The sequence below is a fragment of the Brenneria izadpanahii genome, assembly GCF_017569925.1.
GTDB lineage: Bacteria > Pseudomonadota > Gammaproteobacteria > Enterobacterales > Enterobacteriaceae > Brenneria > Brenneria izadpanahii.
This window is the reverse complement of the sequence record NZ_CP050854.1, coordinates 4,155,077-4,175,601: the sequence shown is the minus strand read 5'-3', so window position 1 is coordinate 4,175,601 and position 20,525 is coordinate 4,155,077. Positions and strand designations below refer to the sequence as shown.

Here is a 20,525-nt window from a genome sequence, read left to right as displayed (position 1 = left end):
AGCTGAGTCTGCTCCTCGTGCTGCTGACCAGCCTGCTGAGCTGCGCCGGTCAGATGTGCCAGAAACAGGCGGCGCACCAGGCGAGGCGCGCCTCGCTGATGGGCTGGCTGCTGGCCAGCCTGGGTTTTCTGATCTGCGGCATGGCGACATGGCTGCTGGTGTTGCAGCGTCTGCCGGTGAGCCTGGCGTATCCGATGTTGAGCATCAATTTTATTCTGGTGGCCGTAGCGGCCAGGCTCTTCTGGCGTGAAAAATTGTCCAGCCTGCAATGGATTGGAACATTGCTGATTGTGGCGGGCGTGGCGGTTATCGGGAGTTACGCATGAAGGGATATGGACTGGCGCTGTGCAGCGTCATATTGGTTACGGCGGCTCAGCTGATGCTGCGCTGGTCGATGATGCGCCTGCCGGGCGTCGAGATCCTGGCCGAGTGGCGGAGCGTTTCGCCGCGGCCGCTCCTGGTACTGTGCGGGGGATTAACCGCCTACGGATTTTCCATGCTGTGCTGGCTGCTCGCTTTACGGCGGCTGCCTCTCAGCCGCGCCTACCCGGTGCTCAGCCTGAGCTACGCGCTGGTGTGGATGTTGGCCGTTCTGTTGCCGGCGTTTGCCGAACCCTTTCATCCGGGGGCGCTGGCCGGCGTGGCGCTGATCTTGCTGGGCCTGCTGTGCATGTGCGCTCGGCCTGGTAAACCTGACTCGCGGCGGAACGCGGCGGAAAACGATGCTACCCGCTAGCGGTGGACGTCTGACCCAGCGCTAAAATACAATCTTGATGGTTAAAAAATGAAAATAGCAATTGCAGGAACGGGATACGTTGGTCTGTCCAACGCCGTTTTACTGGCGCAACATAATGATGTCGTGGCTTTGGATATCGATGAAAAAAAAGTCCATCTTCTCAACGATAAAATATCGCCTATCGCTGATAAGGAAATAGAGGATTTTTTATTAAATAAAAAGCTAAATTTTCAGGCCACGACAGATAAAACCTTCGCTTATAGAGATGCGAAATTTATTATTGTCGCTACGCCGACTGACTACGATCCCAAAAAGAATTATTTTAATACGCAGTCGGTCGAGTCGGTTATACAGGATGTAATGAAGATTAATCCAGATGCGGTAATCGTTATAAAATCAACCGTGCCGGTTGGTTATACTAACCAACTGCGGGATAAGTATCATTTCAGAAATATTATCTTTTCTCCTGAATTTTTACGTGAAGGAAAAGCCTTGTACGATAATCTTTATCCGTCTCGTATCGTTATTGGGGAATGCTCCGCTCGCGCATCTCAATTTGCCTCATTATTATTGCAGGGCGCGATAAAAAAAGAGGTGCCGGTACTCTTTACCCATTCAACGGAGGCCGAGGCGATTAAATTATTTGCCAATACCTATTTGGCGATGCGTGTGGCCTACTTTAATGAGCTGGATAGTTATGCGCAGATTCATTGCCTGGATAGCAAACAGATTATCGAAGGCGTTGGCTTAGATCCTCGCATCGGTAAACATTACAATAATCCATCGTTTGGCTATGGCGGTTATTGTCTGCCGAAAGACACGAAACAGTTGCTGGCCAATTATAGCGATGTTCCCAATAAATTAATCAGCGCTATCGTTGACGCCAATCGCACAAGGAAAGATTTTATCGCCGAATCTGTTCTCAAACATAACCCTAAAGTTGTCGGCGTTTATCGTTTGGTAATGAAACGCGGCTCGGATAATTTCAGGGCTTCGGCTATTCAGGGGGTAATGAGACGGATTAAAGAGAAAGGCGTCGAAGTTGTCGTTTATGAGCCGGTGTTGCAGGAAGAACATTTTTTCCGTTCGCGCGTGATAAACGATCTGGCGGAATTTAAGCAAGTGTCTGACATGATTATCTCTAACCGCATGGCGGAAGAATTGTCCGATGTGGCCGACAGGGTTTATACCCGGGATCTGTTCGGCGCCGATTGACGGTGTTTTTGGCAGATCGGTGCGTTTCGCTGCGGCGCCGGAATGTTTTTTGCTGTATTGCCCGCCGGGCGTCAGCCATCTGACGGACGCATTGCGCGTCCGTTTTTGCTTTCAGGCAGTCGGCATCAGTGAGCGCCGCCGCTGCTGAACGGCGGACGGGCGAACCAGATGAATATCAGCAGTACCAGGAATGCCCCTCCGGATAACCAGAAGATCTCGTTGGCCGAAATAATCAGCCCTTGATTCGTGATTTCTCGCGCTATCCAGCCGGATGCCTGCTGGTGACTCATGCCCCGGCCTTCGAGTTGCTGATAGATTTGCGCCGCCGCCGGATTAAACGGCGTGATGTTTTCCGTTAGCTGCGCATGATGCAGCGACTCACGGTTCGACCACAACGTCGTGGTCATCGACGTACCAATTGACCCCATCAGAATACGGATAAAGTTCGACAAACTGGATGCCCCCGCCATACGTTCCGGCGCTAACCCGGAAAAAATAATGGTGGTCAGCGGCATGAAGAAGCAACCCACGGCGAAACCCTGAATAAACTGCGGCCAGGCAGAAGCGCCAAAATCCATCTCCGGTTCGAACGTATACGCACGCCAGAAGAAACAGTAGGCGTACATAATAAAGCTGAACGTCACCAGCTTGCGCATATCCAGACGGTGTGAAAAGCGGCCGATGACCGGTGATATCAGAATCGGCAATATCCCGACCGGCGCCGATGCCAGCCCCGCCCAAGTGGCGGTATAACCATAGACCACCTGCAATAGCTGCGGCAGCAATACAAGAGAGCTAACATAGAGCATGAAGGCCAGGCTGATACACAGCACGCCGATGGTAAAATTTCGCGATTTAAACAACGACAGATCGACTATCGGGTGGTCGTCCGTTAGTTCCCAGACCACAAGGAAGCAAAGCGCGACCACCGCCACGATTGCCAACACGATAATTTCGGTCGAGTTAAACCAGTCGAGCTCCTTACCCTGATCGAGCATCACCTGCAATGCGCCGATGCCCAGAACGAGAAGCATTAAGCCGACACAGTCGATCGGGCGGATCTGCGTCGCGGTTTCGCGGCCCTTCAACGTTTTCAGCGTCAGGAATACCACCGCAATGCCGATCGGCACGTTGATAAAGAAGATCCAGCCCCAGTGATAGTTATCACTGATGTATCCGCCGAGGATCGGCCCGCAAATCGGGGCGACGATCACCGTCATCGACCAGAGCGCAAGCGCGGTACTTCGCCTAGCCGGCGGATAGTTATTCAACAACAGACTTTGCGACAGCGGGATCAGCGGACCTGCCACCACCCCCTGTACCACACGGAAGAAAATCAGCATTCCCAGACTGCTGGACATACCACACAGCCAGGAGGCGACGGCAAACAGCCCGGTCGACCACAGGAATAGTTTGACCTCACCGATGCGTTTTGCCAGCCAACCGGTGATCGGGATCGAGATGGCGTTTGCCACCCCGAACGACGTGATGACCCAGGTGCCCTGAGAGTTCGAGGCGCCGAGATTCCCGGCAATGGTTGGGATCGCCACGTTGGCGATCGTCGAGTCCAGAACCTGCATAAAGGTGGCCATAGACAACGCCACCGTCATCCAAGCCAGCGGGGCACCTACCAGCGGTTTATTTGCCACAGAGGCCTCCAGAGATTTTAGCCTGCATTGGCATGAATAACGTCGGCAATGATGGCATTGACCGGCGCCAGATCCAGCGTCAGAGCGGATGTCTGATACAGCGGTTCTGTACGGACGGTATTCGCCAGCACCAGACCATCCCGGTTCTGGGTGTCGACTGTGACCAGCGCGGATAAACCGATGCGCAGCGGATGTTGCGCCACGTCCCGATCGTTTAGCTCAATACGTACCGGCAGACGCTGAACCACTTTGATCCAGTTACCGGTGGCGTTCTGAGCAGGTAACAGTGAGAACGCACTGCCGGTGCCCATGTCCATACCGACCACTTTGCCGGAATACTTTACGTTATCGCCATACATATCGCTGACGACGGTGACCCCCTGACCAATGCGTATATTTTCCAACTGCGTTTCTTTAAAGTTGGCATCAACCCAAATGTGATGGGCCGGTACAACGGCGATCAAAGAGGTGGACGGCGTGATCCGCTGCCCAATCTGTACGGCGCGGCGCGACACAAAGCCATCAATCGGACTGCGGATTTTGGTACGTTGCAGGGCGAGCCATGCATCACGAACCTGAGCGGCGGCCTGCAAAACCTGCGGCTGCTGAGCAACTGGCGTATTCAGCACCATCGCCTGATTGGCGTTGTATTGCTGAACGGCGACATCGTATTGCGCTTTGGCCGTTTCCACGGCATCACGGGCGTGTTGCAGCTCTTCACGGCCAATCGCATCGACATTCCCCAGCGTAACGCGGCGTTTCAGGTCGGTTTGCGCCTGTTGCCATTGCGTCTGACGCAGCGCGATATTCGCCTGATACTGTTTGCCGGTAATGATCAACTGATGCGTTTGACGCACGCTGTTTGCCAGCGTCGTTTTAGCGCGCTCAAAAGCCTGTTCTGCATCGGTCGGATCGATAGACACCAGCACGTCGCCTTTTTTCACCAAGTCGGTGCTGTCGAAGTTGACGTCGGTCACGCTGCCCGACACCTGAGCCATAATTTGAATCTGATTACCGGCGACATACGCATCATCAGTAGACTCGAAATGACGTAAAACCAGCAGCCAGTAAAATAGATAGGCGATGGCGATAATAATGAAAATCCCGGTTAACAAGAGCATCGCGATTTTCCGCGTTTTCTTTTTATTCTTCTGAGTTTGCTGTGTTGCCTGAGTTTCGGCATTTGCGCTCATGATCTTCTCCACATATGTCTATTTATTATGATTTTTGCTCCGCTGTGGGGGCCTGATAGCCGCCCCCAAGCGCGCGGATGAGGCGGATTTTTGCCTGCATCAACTGACTGCCGGCGCGAAGTTGCGCCAGTTGTTGTTGTTGAAACGCTGACTGGCTGCTTAAGAGCTCATCCCTTCCGATGATGCCGGCGCGGTATCTTGCATCCGATACGCGATACACCGCTTCAAGCGATTTCGCGGCGGAAGACGCCTGCTGCAATTGTTCGATACTGCTTTTCGAGAGGGTTATGGCATCCGCGGTTTGCTGGATGGCGTTCAGGATGGTTTGGTTATACGACTCAACGGCCTGGTCAAATAACGCGGACTCCTCGCCCAGTTTGGCGCGCAAAGCTCCCGCGTGGAAAATCGGCAACGAAATGGCCGGCGTGATGTTCCAGGCTTTACTGGCGGCTTCCAGAAGATTCGGGCTGTTGGTGGTAGTCAGGCCAGCAAAGGCGCTGATGGAAAGGCTTGGATAAAACGCTTTTTTCGCTGCGCTGACACGTTGGGAATAGGATTCCACCAGATCGCGCTGTGCGGTAATGTCAGGACGTTTGCCCAGTAAATCCAACGTCAATTCGCCTTTCGGCGCCAGCGCGTCAGGCGATGGCAGCGTAACGGCGTGCAGCCCGTTCATCGCATCCGGGCCGCGTCCGGCCAGCGCGGAAAGCTGATGTCTCAGTTGTTCGGTCTGCGACGACAGAACGATGATCTGCTGTTTGGCGCTGTCGGCCTGAGCCCGCGTTTGTTGTGGGATTTCAATACCGTACACACCGGCCTGATACTGCGCTTTACGCACATCCACCAGACGCTGATTGTTATCCACTTCCTGTTGCAGGATGTCCTGCAAGGCCAGATTGGCCTGCAACTGATAATAGGCTGACGCCACCGAACAGCTCAGCATCAGCGCGGCTTCCGCCTGTTCAGCGCGGGAGGATGCCACCCGCGCTTTCGCGGCATTCAGCTGATTGCGGTATTTACCCCACCAGTCAAATTCATAGCTCAGACTCAGCCCGAGGCTGTTGCTGCTGTCGTAAATCGGCGCTTCTGGATAGCTGGTCAGGAACGTCGGGATCGTGTTTTTCGCCACACGTTCACGGCGTATTGAGCCGTTCAAATCCAGATAAGGGCCGTTGGCCGCATCGGCTTCTCCCATCATGCTTTGCGCTTCACGCACGCGGGCCGCGGCCTGGCGTAGCGATGGCGAATTTTGCAATGTGGTGGTCATCAGGTTTTCAAGCTGCGGGTCATTAAGACTGCGCCACCACTGTGGGCTGATGGTCAGAGACTGGGCTTTTGCCTGCTGCAGATGAAGCTGCTGCGTATCGAGCAGCGACGATTGAGGAACAATATTATTAGAGGAGGCGCAGCCGGCCAAAATTAAAACGGCAAACAGCGGCGTCAGCCTCCAGCAAGTTTGGAGTGGCATATGGATTACCTGAACAGAAGATTAAAGAATTTACGTGATGCCGCGGGGTTCTATTGCGTCACTGCATCTGAAATGACCGCTCCGTCTCCGCAAATGGCAATGCAGATCTTCATATCTCAATTCCTCTACTATTAAAAACAACTACAACGTTGGAGTTTTAATTTAGAGCTATTTTCACTAAATGACAACTACCTTTTCCTGCAATGACCATAAATAAAGTGAGCGGACTCGGCCTGAAGGCTATTCATTTAGCGATGCGGCTCATCGAAAACCGGGATGCGGATCTTGGCATTGCCGGGGGTCAAGAGAACATGAGTCTGGCTCCTGACCTGATGCCTGAGTGGTACTGATACAACGTGGAAGCGCCAACCAGACAAACAAGCAGGAGCGGCGCTGAAAATGAGAAAAACATGCACACCTCACGGTAAGTTCATCGTGTGCTTAGAATGAGGAATCAGGGGAATGGGGCAGCGATAAACCCTTTCTGGCATTGTGAAAATGAAACCTCGCCAATAAAAAAAGCAACTGACGCGCCGGGCTTGCATAAATACCGGGATGGAACAGGTGAGGGAACAAAAAATAGCCATCGATAATAAAACGATGGCTATTGAACATTAATTTAATGTGTCGATTATTTCTACAATCTATTATAGATTTTCTTTTTTTCCGGCTATTAAGTCTTCTTTGTCTTTATTTAGTAAATTACAAATATTGATGTCTTTATCCAGGCAGATAACGGATTTTTCATTCTGGCTGTAACTCTTCCATACGGGTAAACCTTGACCATTGGGGTTGCCGCTGGTTGCGAAATTGACCCAATAGGAGGACATCACGTTTTCCAGAGCTTTATCGGTAGCATCCCATTTTCGATTGAGTTTCGACTGATTGTTCAAAACATAAGGTAATTCGCTTGAATGGAATACGCCAAAGTTTGGATGTTCCTGCCAGGGAATCGCTTTGCCAAAAAAGTATAAATAATTTGGCTGATTACCATAATGGATCCTAAGGTCAGCCATCCATTTCATTGCGTAAAGACGTTCATCCCGCAGAATATCTTTTTGTACGACAGCAACATCATGGTTATCATTCGCCTTGTATAAGGCATGAAATGCATCCAGGTGTTCGCCATAGTATTTTTTAGCATAAGAATCGAGATCGTTTATATTCCACTTGCCATAATCGGACTCACTTCCTCTCTCATCTTTATTCATGCCAGCCAGGACAGGGACATCATTCTGTCTGTTTTTTTGGTAAATCTCGGCTATCTGCATCGGCAATAATGCGCCATCAATGACAGCGCCCTTTATTGGCGTATTGATCGCGAATTTTTCAACCAACTGATTAGCCGGCGCGTTCCTCAGATCGCTTAAGGATGAATAGCCGTTGGATTTAGCCCATTGAGAAACCTTTCTTTCCGCATCGGCTAAAGGAATACCCAGGCTCTCAGCCGGACGGATGCCATAGTTAGAGATGGTGCTGCCAGGGGCGCTTTCCATGATGGCCTTATTATACAAACCGCGAGCTAAAGGCGATGCATTTAAAACAACAATCGAATTAGCCCCCGCGGATTGCCCCATAATCGTAATATTATTACTATCGCCGCCGAATTTATCGATATTGTCTTTTATCCAATGAAGCGCCGCTATTTGATCATAAAGCGCGTAATTACCGGAACTGCCTGATTCTTTCGTCAGTTCTTCAAGAGTAAGGAAACCGAAGACGCCTAACCGATAATTAATGTTCACAAAAATCACATTTTTTCGCGCAAGATTCTCACCGTCATAGATTGGCACACTGCCCGAACCTTCAACAAATCCGCCGCCGTGAATGAATACGATAACGGGCAGTTTATCTTTATCGGATTGAGCTGGACTCCAAATATTGAGGTATAGACAATCTTCACTCATCGGACCCTGATGCAAAAATTCAGATGTCCAGGGAAGTTTGTCGCCTGTCACCACTTTTTGCATACAGCCAGCGGCAAAAGTGTCCGTCTTTTTAACACCGCTCCATTTGTTTACAGGTTGTGGTTTTTTCCACCTTAATTCACCTACGGGCGGCGCCGCATAGGGAATGCCCTGAAATATAGACAGCTGCTTATCAGCGGATAGCTTACCTTCTATCATGCCGCCGGTTACGTTAATTGGTCCCTGGATAGCGCCTACGGCGCCAATTGAATATAAAGAAAAAGTAAGTAATAACCCTTGATACGTTTTTTTCATGATCATCAGCACTGTTAATAAACACCCGGTATTTATTTCACTTGTCAAAATAAATATCCGTGATCTGATCCGCACTTTACCGTTTAGTGTTAAGTATGTTGTCGGTGCGTCCTGAAGGTCGATTTGCTGGAGAAAGCCAGAGGAAAAAATCGCACCGATTTTGTCTTAGAAGCTGCTCGCGCCGCCGCAGAGGAAGCGTTGATCGAGCAGCGTATCATCATGGCGGATCCCGACGCTTATCAGGAATTCCTTGCCCGTCTGGATCAGGCTCCAGCGCCGAATGCCGCGCTGCGCAAAACCATGCAAACCCCGGCACCGTGGGAGCAGAAAAAATGATCTCTGCCCCTGAGCCTCTTCACTCCACACATGTACTATCTTCATTCCGTTGCGGCGTGGAGTCTATGGACAACTGGCTGAAACAGCGGGCGATGAAAAATCAACTAACGGGTGCGTCTCGAATGTTCGTCTGCTGCGACGATTCGAAGGTGATGGCGTATTACTCGCTGACGTCCAGCGCTGTGGCGACGAATACTGCATCCGGACGCTTTCGCCGCAATATGCCTGATCTGATTCCTGTTGTGGTACTGGGCCGTTTGGCGGTGGATAAATCGTTACACGGTCAAGGCGTTGGCCGGGCACTGGTTCGAGATGCCGGTCTGCGGGTGATTCAGGTGGCGGAGACTATTGGTATCCGGGGAATGTTGGTTCATGCGCTGTCTGATGAAGCTCGGGATTTTTACCTGCGGGTGGGGTTTGAGCCTTCGCCTATGGATCCGATGATGCTGATGGTGACGTTGGGGGATTTGGTGGCGAGTATCTGACGAGGAGGAGCGTTGAATACCCCCGGAATAACCACGCGTTATTGCTCAGTTCCGTATTGGTGCTTGGCGGATTGTCTCACCAGCATTGGGGACGGATGATTGCTCTATCAGCTTTTCTTGCGACAAGTATTCGACAAAAACCCTGACTGAAGATGGCACAGGCCTGATGGGTAAGCGTAAGAGGTGCATCGGTCGTGTTGGCGGTGTGTAGTCAGGAAGAACTCTGACGAGTTTGCCGGAAAGAATATCCCCTTCCAGTATAACAGCGGAATTAAGCGCCACCCCGAGTCCGGATAATGCAGCCTGGCGTACGGCATCTCCCGAATTGACAATCAGACGGGGAATTATTTCAACTTCATAGCGTCCCTTTGGCCCATCCATCAGCCAAAAGTGGTTCGATTGCCATTGTGTAAAGCTAATGCAGTTGTGCTGTTTCAACTCGTCAGGCGTCTGAGGTGTTCCGTAAGCTGCCAGATAATCTGGAGAGGCTGCAAGGAGCATACGATATGGTGGCATGGGCAAAGCTATGAGACCTTCGTCCTGTATATTGCCAATCCGAATGGCTATCTGAAACCTCTCTTCGATGAGATCGACCCGCCTGTCTGTTAAAACCAGCTCGATGTTTACATCGGGATACCGCAGAAGAAAAGGTGTTAACAAGGGCGTAAGAACTCGATTGCCAAAAGCAACAGGAGCGCTAATGCGTAAATCACCGGCGACTTCTTCATTCAGTCGGTGAACAATAGTATCCGCTTCATTCACCGCTGAAAGAATTTGCAGGCCGTGAGCATAGAAGCGTTGTCCGGTTCCTGTCAGTCCCTGGCGCCGAGTGGTACGGTGGATCAGTTGGCATCCAAGACGCTTTTCCAGTTCCCGAATATATTTCCCCACCATTGCGGGCGTAATCCCCATCTCTTCCGCCGCTGCGGTAAAGCTGCCCTTATCCGCGGCAAGAATAAATGCCTCGACGCTTTTTAGATAGTCCATTGCAATGCTCCTGCTGACATCGTTTTCATGATTATAAACTGACAGTAATAAATCAATAAAAAAATAGCTCTTTATTTACAAGATAATGTCCTTATTCTAGTGGCATAACTTGAATGGCTATGGAATGAGCGATATGTGTTCCTCTCTCTGTAATCTGATTTGTTGCCATTGTCGGTCGGAGTAAGGAGTATGAGTAAGTTTATAGTTTTCAATGGCAGTTCACGCTATCCGGGCAACAGCTCAATGGTTGTCGAGACGGTATTTCAGGGACGGGATTTTGAAGAATTTCAGCTCAAAGACTTCAATATTTCCCACTATGAAGACTATCGTGAAACGGAGCTAAAATATAAACCCGTAAATGATGACTACGATTATCTTATCGATAAATTTCTGAATGGGGATGTGGTCGTATTTATTTCCCCAGTATACTGGTATGGGATCTCTGGGACTATGAAGGTTTTTATTGACCGCTTCTCAGAATCTCTGAAAAAAATCCCTGATTTTCGTCAGCGCTGTAAAGGGAAGAAAATAGTTCTGATAGTGATCGGCGGTGACAATCCAGAATATAAGTCAGATATTATCATCACGCAGTTTAAATATATCTGCGAATTTCTCGGTATGTCGTTATGTCACGCTTTTAAATGCGAGGCGGAACTTTCAGGCGATATCCTTAAACAGCAATCTTTTATTTCATCAATAAAGGAATACCTTGATTGCAACTTCAGTGATTAATTTTTATCAAGAAGGCCGTTATGAAACAATTCCAATATTTGACTTATTTATCGAAAATTGATGTAGATGATGGTGTATTGGTCGGCGAAATTCTCGAATGTGGCTCCTGTGGTCAGGATCATAAGTTAATTAAACAAGAAAATTCTTATCGTCTGAATTTTTCCCCAGAGGCGGAAGAAAAATAAGGCGAATAATGGAGGGGAAATGTCTGTCTTCTTGTTTGTTACCAAGTCGTGGGAAGAAGAAAAACGATCGTAGAAGATCTATATAAAAATTATTTATACCAAGGAACACCTATGAGCATGAGCTTTGCCATCTTAAAAGATGCCAGGTTTCGAGCATTTTTTATCTCAGACATTATTTCCGGATTTGGCGTTGGCATGGCCACTATCGGTGCTAATTGGTTTGTTCTGATGAATACCGGTTCGAATAAATACGTCGGTATTTTGCTGGCAGTGAATGTTATTGCCGGGTTTTTAGCATCTTTATTTTCCGGGGTGATTACTGATAAATATAATCGTAGGCTTGTTATTTTTTTTTACGCACGCCATCCGGGCGATATTTTTGTTATTGCTGCTTGCTTGTCTTGAAAGTTTTGATTTCAGTATTTATTACCTTTATGCCTTCGCTATTATAAACGGCGTGGGCTGGACGATTTATATGTCGGCATCGCGCAGTTTTCTTCAGGAAATACTCGATGAAGGGAAATACGTTACTGGAAATTCATTACTGGAGATCAGTCTGCAAGTGGGGATGTTTCTTGCAGCCGCCGCATCAGGGTTTATTTATAAATATTTTAGTTTTAACGCCATACTCCTGGTGAATGCGCTGATGTTTATTTTAAGCGCAATCGCCATCAACCTGATTAAGTATAGTGCCGTACGACATTCTACCGACAATGAAGGTTACACCGTGATGCTACGTCGTGGCTGGGCCTTTCTTTATGAAAATAAGGCTATTTTCATCCTCGGAGTGGTATCTATTATCCCGCTGGTTGTCACCATGATTTACAACGTGGTATTGCCAGATTACGTCAATAAAACGCTTGGCAAAGATAGCATCACCTTTGGATTCGCCGATATGTCCTACGGGATTGGCGGGCTCTTGTCGGGCATCGTGATGTCATCATCAGTCATGAAACTGGATCCCAGGAAACTGATTGGCGTCTTCTTTATTCTCGCCTGCGTTAACCTGATGTTCCTCAGCCGTAATACGATGGTTTTTAACTTATATCTGTGCAGTTTGCTGCTTGGACTGTGCAATTCATCATTACGCATCCTGATGAATTCAGTACTGATGAATACTGTGCCCAAGAATTATATGGGACGCGCCATGGCGGTATGGGTCGGAATTTCACTGCTCTGCCAGTGTCTGTTCTCGCTGTTTATAGGTTCTTATCTCGATCAACATGGGGCAACGATCGGCATTGTGATTATGTCGCTGATGATGGGGGCGGGATTTATCTTGTTCATTATTAATCAGGCTATTTTGACCAAAAAGAATCACGAAAAATTACAGGAGTGAATGATGTCCGATCAAAAAGTTGTTTTTCTGGTTGAGCCGAGTTTTTTTGGGGTGAGTTTCGTCCGAGAGGCCCATAAGTTGGGCTTTTATGTGGTAGTTCTGGTGTCTGCTGAAAATAATCCTCAACTGTATGGCTATGAGGGAGAATACGACGATTTGCTGGTGTGCGATATCCGTGACGCCGCGTCAATTTATTCTGCGATCAGCTCCAGCAAATATAAGAAAATTGATGCCTTGATTGCTGCTACCGACTACGCGATGGCTACCACTGCTAATGCGGCGGAGAGGTTGCATATACCTTGTGTGAGCGATGAAACGGCCACTTTGGCACGCAACAAGGACCTGGCTCGTATCCGCTACAGTGAGCGACAGGTTCCTGGCGCGCAGTTTAAGATAGTGAATACTCTCGCCGAAGCTGAGGATGCCGCCAATACCATTGGCTATCCGGTGGTGTTGAAGCCCACCAACACAGCGAGTAGCCAGAACGTATTCTTTATCAAAGGACAGCAGCAATTGTGCGATGCCTTTAAGGTGATGGAGAACTTTACTACCAGCTATATGGGGTTCAGCGTACGTAAAGAGTATTTGGTGGAGGAATATCTGGATGGACCGGAATTTAGCGTAGAGATCTTTTTGGTCAAAGGGAATGTCGTATTTTCAGAAGTTACAGAGAAATTGACGTCTCCACTACCGTACTTTGTTGAAATGTTTCATATCTTCCCCTCCTCAGTATTGGAGGATAAAAAGGGACAGATGGTTGATGTCGCCTATCAGGCTCTGAGTGCTATAGGGTTCACCAATGGCCCTGCACATGTCGAACTGAAATACACCCAAACCGGACCACGGATTGTAGAAGTGAACGGGCGGCCTGGCGGAGACAATATTACTTCGGATCTGATACCGGGCGCTTACCAGATTAATATTTTCCGCCAAGCCGTACTTAACGCATTGGCGCTGCCGGTCGATTTCACTGTAGATCGCCCAGTCAGCTGCGCCGTAGGCTATATCTGCGCCGAGAAGGATGGCGTGCTGGAGTCTATAGAAAATCTTCAAAGTGTGTTAGATGATCCGGCAGTGTTGCGTTCCTCGATTAGCGCTAAGCCTGGCGACCATGTTGCTGTTCCGAAAAGTTCAGATGATCGACTGGGGTATATTATTGTGATAATGGGCACGCCAGCAGAAGCGAAAGGGAAAGTTTTCGAATTGATTAACCGATTAAACGTTATTGTTAGAAACTGAATGGGAATTGCGAAGCCGTAGCCGCAAACCTCGGTTTTAGCATCTACCGTCAGGTACAAGCCTTGCGAATCGGTAAGTTTGTAGGATTTTGCGCGGGATTTGGCTGCGCGGATTTTGCTGTCATTCAGGGCCATGTGAGGGTCTCCTTCGTTCATCGAACTGAATGACCCGCAATCTGACCCACAAATTCCCCGATACGAAGGGATAAATCAAAACGCATCGGGAAAGATTTTTACGCCAACTTATTTAATTACATACACATAGTGATTTATAAAGAGGCATAAAAAAGGAAAGGTGGTGCCGGACTCGGAATCATATCCACGATTAACATGCTGTTTGTTATTGGTTTTATTGCGAAATTGTTGAAACAGCGCCCCCACTAAAGCCCCCATAAAAAATCGCTTTGTTTTTGTGATGGTTATCACTAAAAGCGTTGTTTAAGGGAAGAGTTCTATGCGTCGCCATCATGAAGAGGAAAACTTAAATTCTAGAAGATTTTGTCAATCGAATAGCTCGCTATTTTCAGAAACGATTCTGTACCCCATTGCTTTGTAGCCCCGCTGGCGCTTATCCCACATTCTTAGTAATACCGGATAACCCTTATCCACAAAATCTATTATTCTCACGTCAGTTTTACCAGCATGTTCTCTATGCAACCGCCCGGCGTATTGCTGCAACGTCCCTTTCCAGGAAATAGGCATTGCCAGAATAAGCGTATCCAGAGGGTGATGGTCGAATCCCTCCCCGACCAGTTTACCTGTTGCCAGCAGGATACGGGGAGCGTCGGATGGCAAAGCATTAAGCTCCGTCATAAGCGTTGTACGCCGCTTTTTTGACAATCGCCCATGGAGAACAAACAGAGATGTATCTATGTCGTTCAAGGCCAGCATTATGTCATCAAGATGTTCGGTACGTTCAGTTAATATCAATACTTTTCGGCCTTGTTGAAAAGCACTTTTGGCTGCACTGGCAATTGCCGATGTTCTTTCTTGATCCTGAGCAATTTCACGGAATATATCCTGAATTCGCGCCTCTGGCAGGAGGGGACCGGGAGTGAAACGTGAATGAGGAACCACTTCCATATTTTGTGGCGCATTTGCCAGTTTATTTGCGGTATGGCGTATAGGTCCGCATTGCATGAAAATGATAGGGTGCAGGCCATCACGACGGATTGGCGTTGCCGTTAATCCGAGCACGTATCTGGCTTTTGTTCTTTTTAATATAGCGTCGAAAGAGGTTGCGCCAATATGATGGCATTCATCCACGATCACATGCCCATAGTCATCAATCAATGAGCTAATCTCTCCCTGTCGGGATAGCGATTGCATCACGGCAATATCAATTTTCCCGCCAGGCTTGTTTTTACCGCCGCCAATAACACCAATTTTATCCTCAGTGAAAAGAAAAGATTGCAGACGTTCCTGCCATTGTTTTAATAACTCGGTACGATGCACCAACACGAGCGTGCTGACTTTCCGACGTGCGATCGTCGCGGCTGCAACCACCGTTTTGCCAAATGCCGTAGGCGCGCATAATACACCGGTTTCATTATGCAGTAGGGCGGAAACCGCTTCTTCTTGATCCTGTCGCAACGTTCCCCGAAATGTAACGTCTACATGATTTCCTGTAAATCGCTCATCATGGAGTGCATAACCAATCCCATTATCCCGCAATAATGTTAATACGTTATCAAGGCAACCGCGGGGCAATGCAACGTGTTGCGGGAAATTGTCCGCACAACTAATCACTCGCGGTTTATCCCATACAGACATCCGCATTGTCTGAGCTTTATAAAACTCAGGGTTTTGAAACGCGGCCAGACGGATCAAACGATTAATCAGAACTTGTGGCAACTGGTTTTTTTCGAAGTAAATGAGGTTCGCCAGCGTTATATTTAGCGATTCAGGTATTGATATTGCCAGTTTTTTATCTGATGGATTATTTTGTTTCCAGGGGGTAGCTAAATCTTCATCATCAATGAATGAAATGTCGAGCGGATGGTGTCCTCCGGTTGCGCGCAACACGGTTGGCTCAATATCATGAACGGGCATTGTTTTAACGGTGGTCAGAAACGCCCATTGATCGGGCCAGGGACGCAGTTTTTTATCGACGAATACACTGTGTCCCTGTTCTCGCGGTGTTTTTTGTAGCGGTAATGCGATCAGATTGCCAAATCCCCCTTTAGGCATCGTGTCCTGATTTGGAAATAATCGATCGTAAGAACTTAATTTCAGTTGCCGGGTTCGGGTACAGGTGTGGCTGATAATGGCCGTACCCAGTCGTCTTGCATCATGCGCAGAAACCCGGCTGGCGAAAAAAATCCACACATGAGCGCCCTGACCTGATCTCGAAATTTCCAATACAGCTGGCACTCCCAGCTCTTCACATGACTGCATAAAGGCGACAGCATCGTCCTGCCATTGTGCCTCATCAAAATCAATGGCCAGAAGATGGCAGGTGTTATCCGCCAGCAGGGGATAAATACCTATTGTATGTTCACCTATCAGGTGTTTGTAGATAACTCTCTCAGAGACAGGTATGAGTAGGCGGCGAGTACAATCACTACACTTGATTTGTGGTTTTGCACATATCCCCGGCTGCCATTCATTGGCACAGGCGGGCGTGTAGCCTGATTTTCCAGAGCTTTTGCTTTCCCAGCGCAGGGGGTACACATCTTCTCGCCCGCGAAAAAGTCGTCGAAATAGCGTAATTTTTTCGTCAGGAGATAAACTTCGCGGCTCTGGTGCAATAGTTTTTGGTGATAAACGCCACTCGATCCCGTTGGACTCGAGTAATGAAATTAGTCGGGCATTTTCTGCTCTCAATGCACTTAGTTCATCATCACCGGTTCTATCAGCCATAAGAAATGTCGCGATGTATGACGCCTGTTCTCCAAACGGTTTTCAACCATTCTCTCAATATTCCCATGCTTCAAACGCCAGCGGCATCATATTCAGCAAGTCCCGCCGCTCACGCCAGTTAGGGATAAATCGATCCATATAAAGACGAAAGCGCTCGTTATGATGGCGCTCCAGAAGGTGAACCAGTTCATGCACCAGAATATACTCCAGACATTCCGGCGGCTTCTTAACCAGTTCCAGATTGAGCCAGATCCGTTTCGTTGTGGTATTGCAGGTGCCCCAAAAGGTTTTCATCTTTTTGATGCCCCAGAACGTCGGGGGAACGCCGGTTCTTGCCTGCCATTCGGGCAGTAATTTGGCAACCTGCTGTTTTAGTTCATGTCGATAAAAATCGTTTAATACCAGTACCTTATTGTCATTTCTGGTTCCCGGCTGGACATAAAGCTGGAGTTTATTGTTCCCTGCGACTTTCACTTCATGACGTCCCTGACGCTCAATCACAAACAGGCGATATTTACGGCCCCAAAGATAGTGGCATTCTCCGCTGACCATCTCCCGTTCGGACTGGCGGGGTTGTCGGGCGAAATCCTGCTGCTGCTTTCTGATCCAGCGAAAACGCGAGGCGACAGCCATACGAATCGCTGTTTCCGTCATGTGTTCCGGGGCTGAAACGCGGACTTTGCCGTCAGGCGGCAGGACGCTGATGTGCAGGTTCTTAATCGCTTTACGATTAACCTGCAAACGTAGCGCGCCTATCTGCATAACCGGCATCAGCGGTATTCCTTCTGCTTGCGGGCAAGCTCTATAACCGCATCAATGTTGACGTCATAACTGGCGGTCTCTTCGCGTAATGCGCAGGCGATTTCCCGCTCCTTAAAACGATCGCCAATCCATTCCGCTTTTTTGGTGTAGCGGATCGTCGTATCAATGCGGGTTGCCAGAACTTCGTCATGGCCGAAATTATCATAGAACGCGCGTTTCGCCTGTGTGTCCATTGAGTCAGGGTAGGATGCTCCGGCGGTTTGTTCCGGGCGAATGACTTGTTTACACAAATCACGGATACGCTCCAGATACTGCTGATAATCAAGCGCATTCTGGCGGCGAAGGGTAATCAGTTCATCCAGCAACAGCGACATGCGCCCGTAATATTTCGGATTCACCGGATTTTCATCTACGATGGTTTTACGCACATTGTTTTCGATGGTTTCCGCCATTGCATCCTGATTATTGCGAATATCATCCGGCAGGGCGGATAGTGCCGACGCACCCTTTTCAACAATGAGTTCGATCAGGCTTAACTCTTCGAAATCCATCAGCACTTCGCTGCCGTCGGCGCGAACGTACATATCCAGCAGGTGACGCATGGCGGGTTCAAAGCGTTTCATATCCAGCAGATCGCCGCTGGTCAGTTTAATTTCGTAACGCAGTTTCTCGAATTCAGCGACTTCGGCGCGAATGCTTTCTGCCTCCTCAGCGGTATAACCCGCTTCCGGCATTTCATTCGCCAGACTGGCGTAAGCACGCAGCAGGCGGGCGACATTCTGATAGAACGACAGGCGTAGCGCTTCTTTCTCGCTTAATGCCGTCTGATTTTCTCCCGACTCGCCGCAGAAATAGTGCTGATAGTCCTGCAAACTACGTGGTGCCCTGACGGGCTCGCACAGGCTACGAACCACCTCCAGCGCACTGTCGAGATCCAGACGCGCTTGCTCCAAACGGTTCTTCAGCAGGCCATCAACATCTTCCTGATCGTAATCGTCGAATGCGCCTGTGGTGTAATCGGTTATCGCTTTATCCAGTGAGCGGAACAGATCTTTATAATCGATAATGTAACCATACTCTTTATCTTCTCCGTCCAGCCGGTTTACCCGGCAAATTGCCTGAAATAGCGTATGGTCAGTCATGCTCTTATCGATATAGAGATAAGTCGCAGAGGGTGCATCAAAGCCAGTCAGCAGCTTATCCACTACAATGAGCAGGCGCATTTGCCCCGGATCATTAATAAAGCGCTGTTTAACTTCCTGCTCGAATTCGGCGATGCGTCCGGCAACTTTCTCTTCGCTTTGCTCAAAATAGTCGGCCAGCATTTTGCGATAGGTTGAGAATTTAAACAGCTTCTCGGTCAGACCCGCGCCGGTTTCTTCACCTTTGATGCTGGTCGCATCGGGGCGGAAGCTGGTCACAATCGCCACTTTCCCTGCCAGATCGGTCTGGCTGAATATCTCATAAACCTTACAGGCCTGATACACGCTGCTGCACACCAGCATGGCGTTGCCGCGCCCGTCCATCAGGCGCGGGCGAGTGTCCATATCCAGCAGAATATCGTTAACGATCTGCTCAAGCCGTGATTTGCTGGAAAGCAGCTTCTGCATTGAGCCCCATTTCTGCTTAAGCTGGGTTTTAGCTAAATTCGACAGGCCGCGCGTCTTGGCCTCAAACCAGTCATCGACCTTTTTCTCTGACGTCAGATACTGATCGATATCGCGGGCCTCATAGCGCAGATCCAGCACCACGCCGTCTGCTACCGCCTCATCAAATTTATAGGTATGGATATAAGGGCCGAAAACCTCTACCGACTTTTTCTTATCTTTCTTCATCAACGGTGTGCCGGTAAAACCGATAAACAGGGCTTCCGGCAGAATGGTGGTCATGGCGTTATGTAACTTGCCGGACTGCGTGCGGTGACACTCATCCACGAAGACGAACAGATCGCCTTTGGCGTGGAACGTTTTCGTCAGGGATTGCTGCAATTCGGTGATAAAGGCGTCGGTTGCCGCACTGTCTTCCGCTTCGCTGTGGCGACCGAACTTATGCACCAGCGAACAGATGAGCCACGGATTTGGGTGATTGAGCGTTGCAATAAGATCGTTGCCGCTGGAGGTACGATAAATGTCTTCATCCACCCCCATAAACACGCTTTCGATCTGCTCATCCAGTTCAGTGCGATCGGTCACAATCAGCACGCGGGAGTTCGGCACGTTTTCGCGGATCCATTTCGCCAGCCAGACCATCGTCAGGCTTTTGCCCGATCCCTGCGTGTGCCAGATAATCCCGCCTTCACGACGGGTAATATGCTGTTTAGCCGCCTCGACGCCGAAAAACTGATTATGGCGACACAGTTTTTTCACTCCGGCGTCAAATGCAATGTAATTATGGACAATATCCAGCAGCCTTGATTTGCTGCAAAGACGACTCAAATGAAAATCGAGCTTATGCGTACAGATGCCGGGATTATCTTCCTTCCACTCCAGATAATATTTTTCCGGCGTTTCGGTCGTGCCGTAGCGCAATCCCTGCGTATCGTTGCCCGCCATTACAAGCTGTATGGTGGTGAAGAAATTGCGGATAAAGGTTTTCTTTTGATTATCGAGATTTTGCCGGATGCCTTCGCTGACGTGGACTGACGAACGTTTAAGCTCAATGACGCCCAGCGCGATGCCGTTAACGTACAGCACCAGATCCGGGCGCTTGCGATATTCGCCTTTCACCGTCACCTCGTCGGCGATGGCGAAATCATTGGCTTCAGGATGCGCCCAGTCAATCAGCCACACGGTCTGATTCTGCTCGCCCGCGCCTTCCTTTTCCTTCACGCCGTAACGCAGCAGGCGGTAGACCTCTTTGTTGGCGTAATACAGCTTCTTACCTTCGCCCAGCGCGGCGGCGGAATCCAGTTGCCGAAGTACGCGAGTAATAAGGGTATCGCTGACGCCGCGCCGTTTCAGCCATGCACTCAGTATTTCCGCGTCGATATTGCTGTCCCCGGCATACCCGGCGCTCCGACTTAGATAGCGGTATCTTAAATCCTGAACAAAAAACTGAATCAGACGCTGCTGTGTGGCGCGTTCGCGCTGGCCGATGGTGCTCAAAAGGCGCTCTCC

Annotated in this window: 18 protein-coding genes and 1 pseudogene; 11 read left to right on the top strand and 8 right to left on the bottom strand. The window is 49.2% G+C overall.

All coding sequences use genetic code 11. The features are described from left to right. The first annotated feature begins 2 nt into the window (after positions 1–2). From arnE to HC231_RS18635, 3 genes are read left to right on the top strand one after another with little or no spacing between them, the layout of a single operon-like run. Positions 3–326, top strand: a complete 324-nt coding sequence (arnE, locus tag HC231_RS18645; protein WP_208231409.1) for a 4-amino-4-deoxy-L-arabinose-phosphoundecaprenol flippase subunit ArnE — start codon at positions 3–5, stop codon at positions 324–326. Continuing rightward, positions 323–736, top strand: a complete 414-nt coding sequence (gene arnF, locus HC231_RS18640; RefSeq protein WP_208228205.1) for a 4-amino-4-deoxy-L-arabinose-phosphoundecaprenol flippase subunit ArnF — start codon at positions 323–325, stop codon at positions 734–736. Before arnE ends, arnF begins: the two co-directional genes overlap by 4 nt. Before the next feature lie 48 nt (positions 737–784). Next, a complete protein-coding gene (locus tag HC231_RS18635; RefSeq protein WP_208228204.1) occupies positions 785–1,951 on the top strand; it encodes a nucleotide sugar dehydrogenase in 1,167 nt (388 codons plus the stop codon). Between the two features lie 125 nt (positions 1,952–2,076). On the opposite strand, the gene emrB is transcribed toward HC231_RS18635, so the two are convergent. Genes emrB through HC231_RS18620 form a run of 3 tightly spaced genes read right to left on the bottom strand, consistent with a single transcriptional unit; the run spans position 2,077 to position 6,261 of the window. Further along, on the bottom strand, positions 2,077–3,600 hold the full coding sequence (gene emrB, locus HC231_RS18630) for a multidrug efflux MFS transporter permease subunit EmrB (RefSeq protein WP_208228203.1): 1,524 nt from the start codon (positions 3,598–3,600) through the stop codon (positions 2,077–2,079). Positions 3,601–3,617: 17 nt separating this feature from the next. After that, entirely contained in the window at positions 3,618–4,793 is a 1,176-nt protein-coding gene (gene emrA / locus HC231_RS18625; protein ID WP_208228202.1) for a multidrug efflux MFS transporter periplasmic adaptor subunit EmrA, read from the bottom strand. 25 nt (positions 4,794–4,818) lie between these two features. Continuing rightward, complete coding sequence (locus HC231_RS18620) at positions 4,819–6,261, bottom strand: efflux transporter outer membrane subunit (protein WP_208228201.1); 1,443 nt, start codon at positions 6,259–6,261, stop codon at positions 4,819–4,821. Between the two features lie 203 nt (positions 6,262–6,464). Here HC231_RS18620 and HC231_RS18615 point away from each other — a divergent pair, with 203 nt between their 5' ends. Beyond that, positions 6,465–6,611, top strand: a complete 147-nt coding sequence (locus HC231_RS18615) for a thiolase family protein (protein WP_208228200.1) — start codon at positions 6,465–6,467, stop codon at positions 6,609–6,611. A gap of 297 nt (positions 6,612–6,908) precedes the next feature. Here the strand turns inward: HC231_RS18615 and HC231_RS18610 are convergent, their stop codons facing one another. After that, positions 6,909–8,531, bottom strand: a complete 1,623-nt coding sequence (locus HC231_RS18610; protein ID WP_208228199.1) for a carboxylesterase/lipase family protein — start codon at positions 8,529–8,531, stop codon at positions 6,909–6,911. 69 nt (positions 8,532–8,600) lie between these two features. Between HC231_RS18610 and HC231_RS18605 the strand changes: the two are divergent. After that, positions 8,601–8,819: pseudogene (locus HC231_RS18605) on the top strand (type II toxin-antitoxin system TacA family antitoxin); the annotation flags it as partial. Next, entirely contained in the window at positions 8,816–9,304 is a 489-nt protein-coding gene (locus HC231_RS18600; RefSeq protein WP_208228198.1) for a GNAT family N-acetyltransferase, read from the top strand. The pseudogene HC231_RS18605 and the gene HC231_RS18600, both read left to right, overlap by 4 nt. A gap of 45 nt (positions 9,305–9,349) precedes the next feature. Here the strand turns inward: HC231_RS18600 and HC231_RS18595 are convergent, their stop codons facing one another. Next, positions 9,350–10,291, bottom strand: coding sequence for a LysR family transcriptional regulator (locus HC231_RS18595; RefSeq protein WP_208228197.1), 942 nt, complete (start codon positions 10,289–10,291; stop codon positions 9,350–9,352). A gap of 189 nt (positions 10,292–10,480) precedes the next feature. Between HC231_RS18595 and HC231_RS18590 the strand changes: the two genes are divergently transcribed. From HC231_RS18590 to HC231_RS18570, 5 genes are all read left to right on the top strand, one after another. Further along, positions 10,481–11,023: a flavodoxin family protein gene (locus HC231_RS18590; protein ID WP_208228196.1), complete on the top strand. Its 543-nt coding sequence runs from the start codon at positions 10,481–10,483 to the stop codon at positions 11,021–11,023. 20 nt (positions 11,024–11,043) lie between these two features. Further along, on the top strand, positions 11,044–11,208 hold the full coding sequence (locus HC231_RS18585; RefSeq protein ID WP_208228195.1) for a lysine biosynthesis protein LysW: 165 nt from the start codon (positions 11,044–11,046) through the stop codon (positions 11,206–11,208). A gap of 111 nt (positions 11,209–11,319) precedes the next feature. Beyond that, positions 11,320–11,613: an MFS transporter gene (locus HC231_RS24175; protein ID WP_208228194.1), complete on the top strand. Its 294-nt coding sequence runs from the start codon at positions 11,320–11,322 to the stop codon at positions 11,611–11,613. Beyond that, positions 11,588–12,547 carry an MFS transporter gene (locus HC231_RS18575; protein ID WP_208228193.1) on the top strand — a complete coding sequence of 320 codons (960 nt, stop codon included), beginning with the start codon at positions 11,588–11,590 and terminating at the stop codon, positions 12,545–12,547. Before HC231_RS24175 ends, HC231_RS18575 begins: the two co-directional genes overlap by 26 nt. After that, positions 12,548–13,786, top strand: a complete 1,239-nt coding sequence (locus tag HC231_RS18570) for an ATP-grasp domain-containing protein (protein ID WP_208228192.1) — start codon at positions 12,548–12,550, stop codon at positions 13,784–13,786. A 500-nt stretch (positions 13,787–14,286) separates the two neighbouring features. On the opposite strand, the gene HC231_RS18565 is transcribed toward HC231_RS18570, so the two are convergent. From HC231_RS18565 to HC231_RS18555, 3 genes are read right to left on the bottom strand one after another with little or no spacing between them, the layout of a single operon-like run. After that, on the bottom strand, positions 14,287–16,647 hold the full coding sequence (locus HC231_RS18565; RefSeq protein ID WP_208228191.1) for a TOTE conflict system archaeo-eukaryotic primase domain-containing protein: 2,361 nt from the start codon (positions 16,645–16,647) through the stop codon (positions 14,287–14,289). Positions 16,648–16,701: 54 nt separating this feature from the next. Then, positions 16,702–17,418 carry a M48 family metallopeptidase gene (locus tag HC231_RS18560; RefSeq protein ID WP_208228190.1) on the bottom strand — a complete coding sequence of 239 codons (717 nt, stop codon included), beginning with the start codon at positions 17,416–17,418 and terminating at the stop codon, positions 16,702–16,704. After that, positions 17,418–20,513 (bottom strand): type I restriction endonuclease subunit R, encoded by a 3,096-nt coding sequence (locus tag HC231_RS18555; protein WP_208228189.1) that lies wholly within the window; start codon positions 20,511–20,513, stop codon positions 17,418–17,420. The genes HC231_RS18560 and HC231_RS18555 overlap by 1 nt, the downstream gene beginning before the upstream one ends. Positions 20,514–20,525 lie beyond the last annotated feature (12 nt).

Bases quoted from the DNA above. Each gene is read 5' to 3' on its own strand.
- HC231_RS18620 (WP_208228201.1), bottom strand. From the start codon at position 6,261: ATGCCACTCCAAACTTGCTGGAGGCTGACGCCGCTGTTTGCCGTTTTA.
- arnF (WP_208228205.1), top strand. From the start codon at position 323: ATGAAGGGATATGGACTGGCGCTGTGCAGCGTCATATTGGTTACGGCG.
- HC231_RS24175 (WP_208228194.1), top strand. From the start codon at position 11,320: ATGAGCATGAGCTTTGCCATCTTAAAAGATGCCAGGTTTCGAGCATTT.
- HC231_RS18590 (WP_208228196.1), top strand. From the start codon at position 10,481: ATGAGTAAGTTTATAGTTTTCAATGGCAGTTCACGCTATCCGGGCAAC.
- HC231_RS18600 (WP_208228198.1), top strand. From the start codon at position 8,816: ATGATCTCTGCCCCTGAGCCTCTTCACTCCACACATGTACTATCTTCA.
- HC231_RS18560 (WP_208228190.1), bottom strand. From the start codon at position 17,418: ATGCCGGTTATGCAGATAGGCGCGCTACGTTTGCAGGTTAATCGTAAA.
- emrA (WP_208228202.1), bottom strand. From the start codon at position 4,793: ATGAGCGCAAATGCCGAAACTCAGGCAACACAGCAAACTCAGAAGAAT.
- HC231_RS18635 (WP_208228204.1), top strand. From the start codon at position 785: ATGAAAATAGCAATTGCAGGAACGGGATACGTTGGTCTGTCCAACGCC.
- HC231_RS18565 (WP_208228191.1), bottom strand. From the start codon at position 16,647: ATGGCTGATAGAACCGGTGATGATGAACTAAGTGCATTGAGAGCAGAA.
- HC231_RS18570 (WP_208228192.1), top strand. From the start codon at position 12,548: ATGATGTCCGATCAAAAAGTTGTTTTTCTGGTTGAGCCGAGTTTTTTT.
- HC231_RS18595 (WP_208228197.1), bottom strand. From the start codon at position 10,291: ATGGACTATCTAAAAAGCGTCGAGGCATTTATTCTTGCCGCGGATAAG.
- HC231_RS18615 (WP_208228200.1), top strand. From the start codon at position 6,465: ATGACCATAAATAAAGTGAGCGGACTCGGCCTGAAGGCTATTCATTTA.
- HC231_RS18585 (WP_208228195.1), top strand. From the start codon at position 11,044: ATGAAACAATTCCAATATTTGACTTATTTATCGAAAATTGATGTAGAT.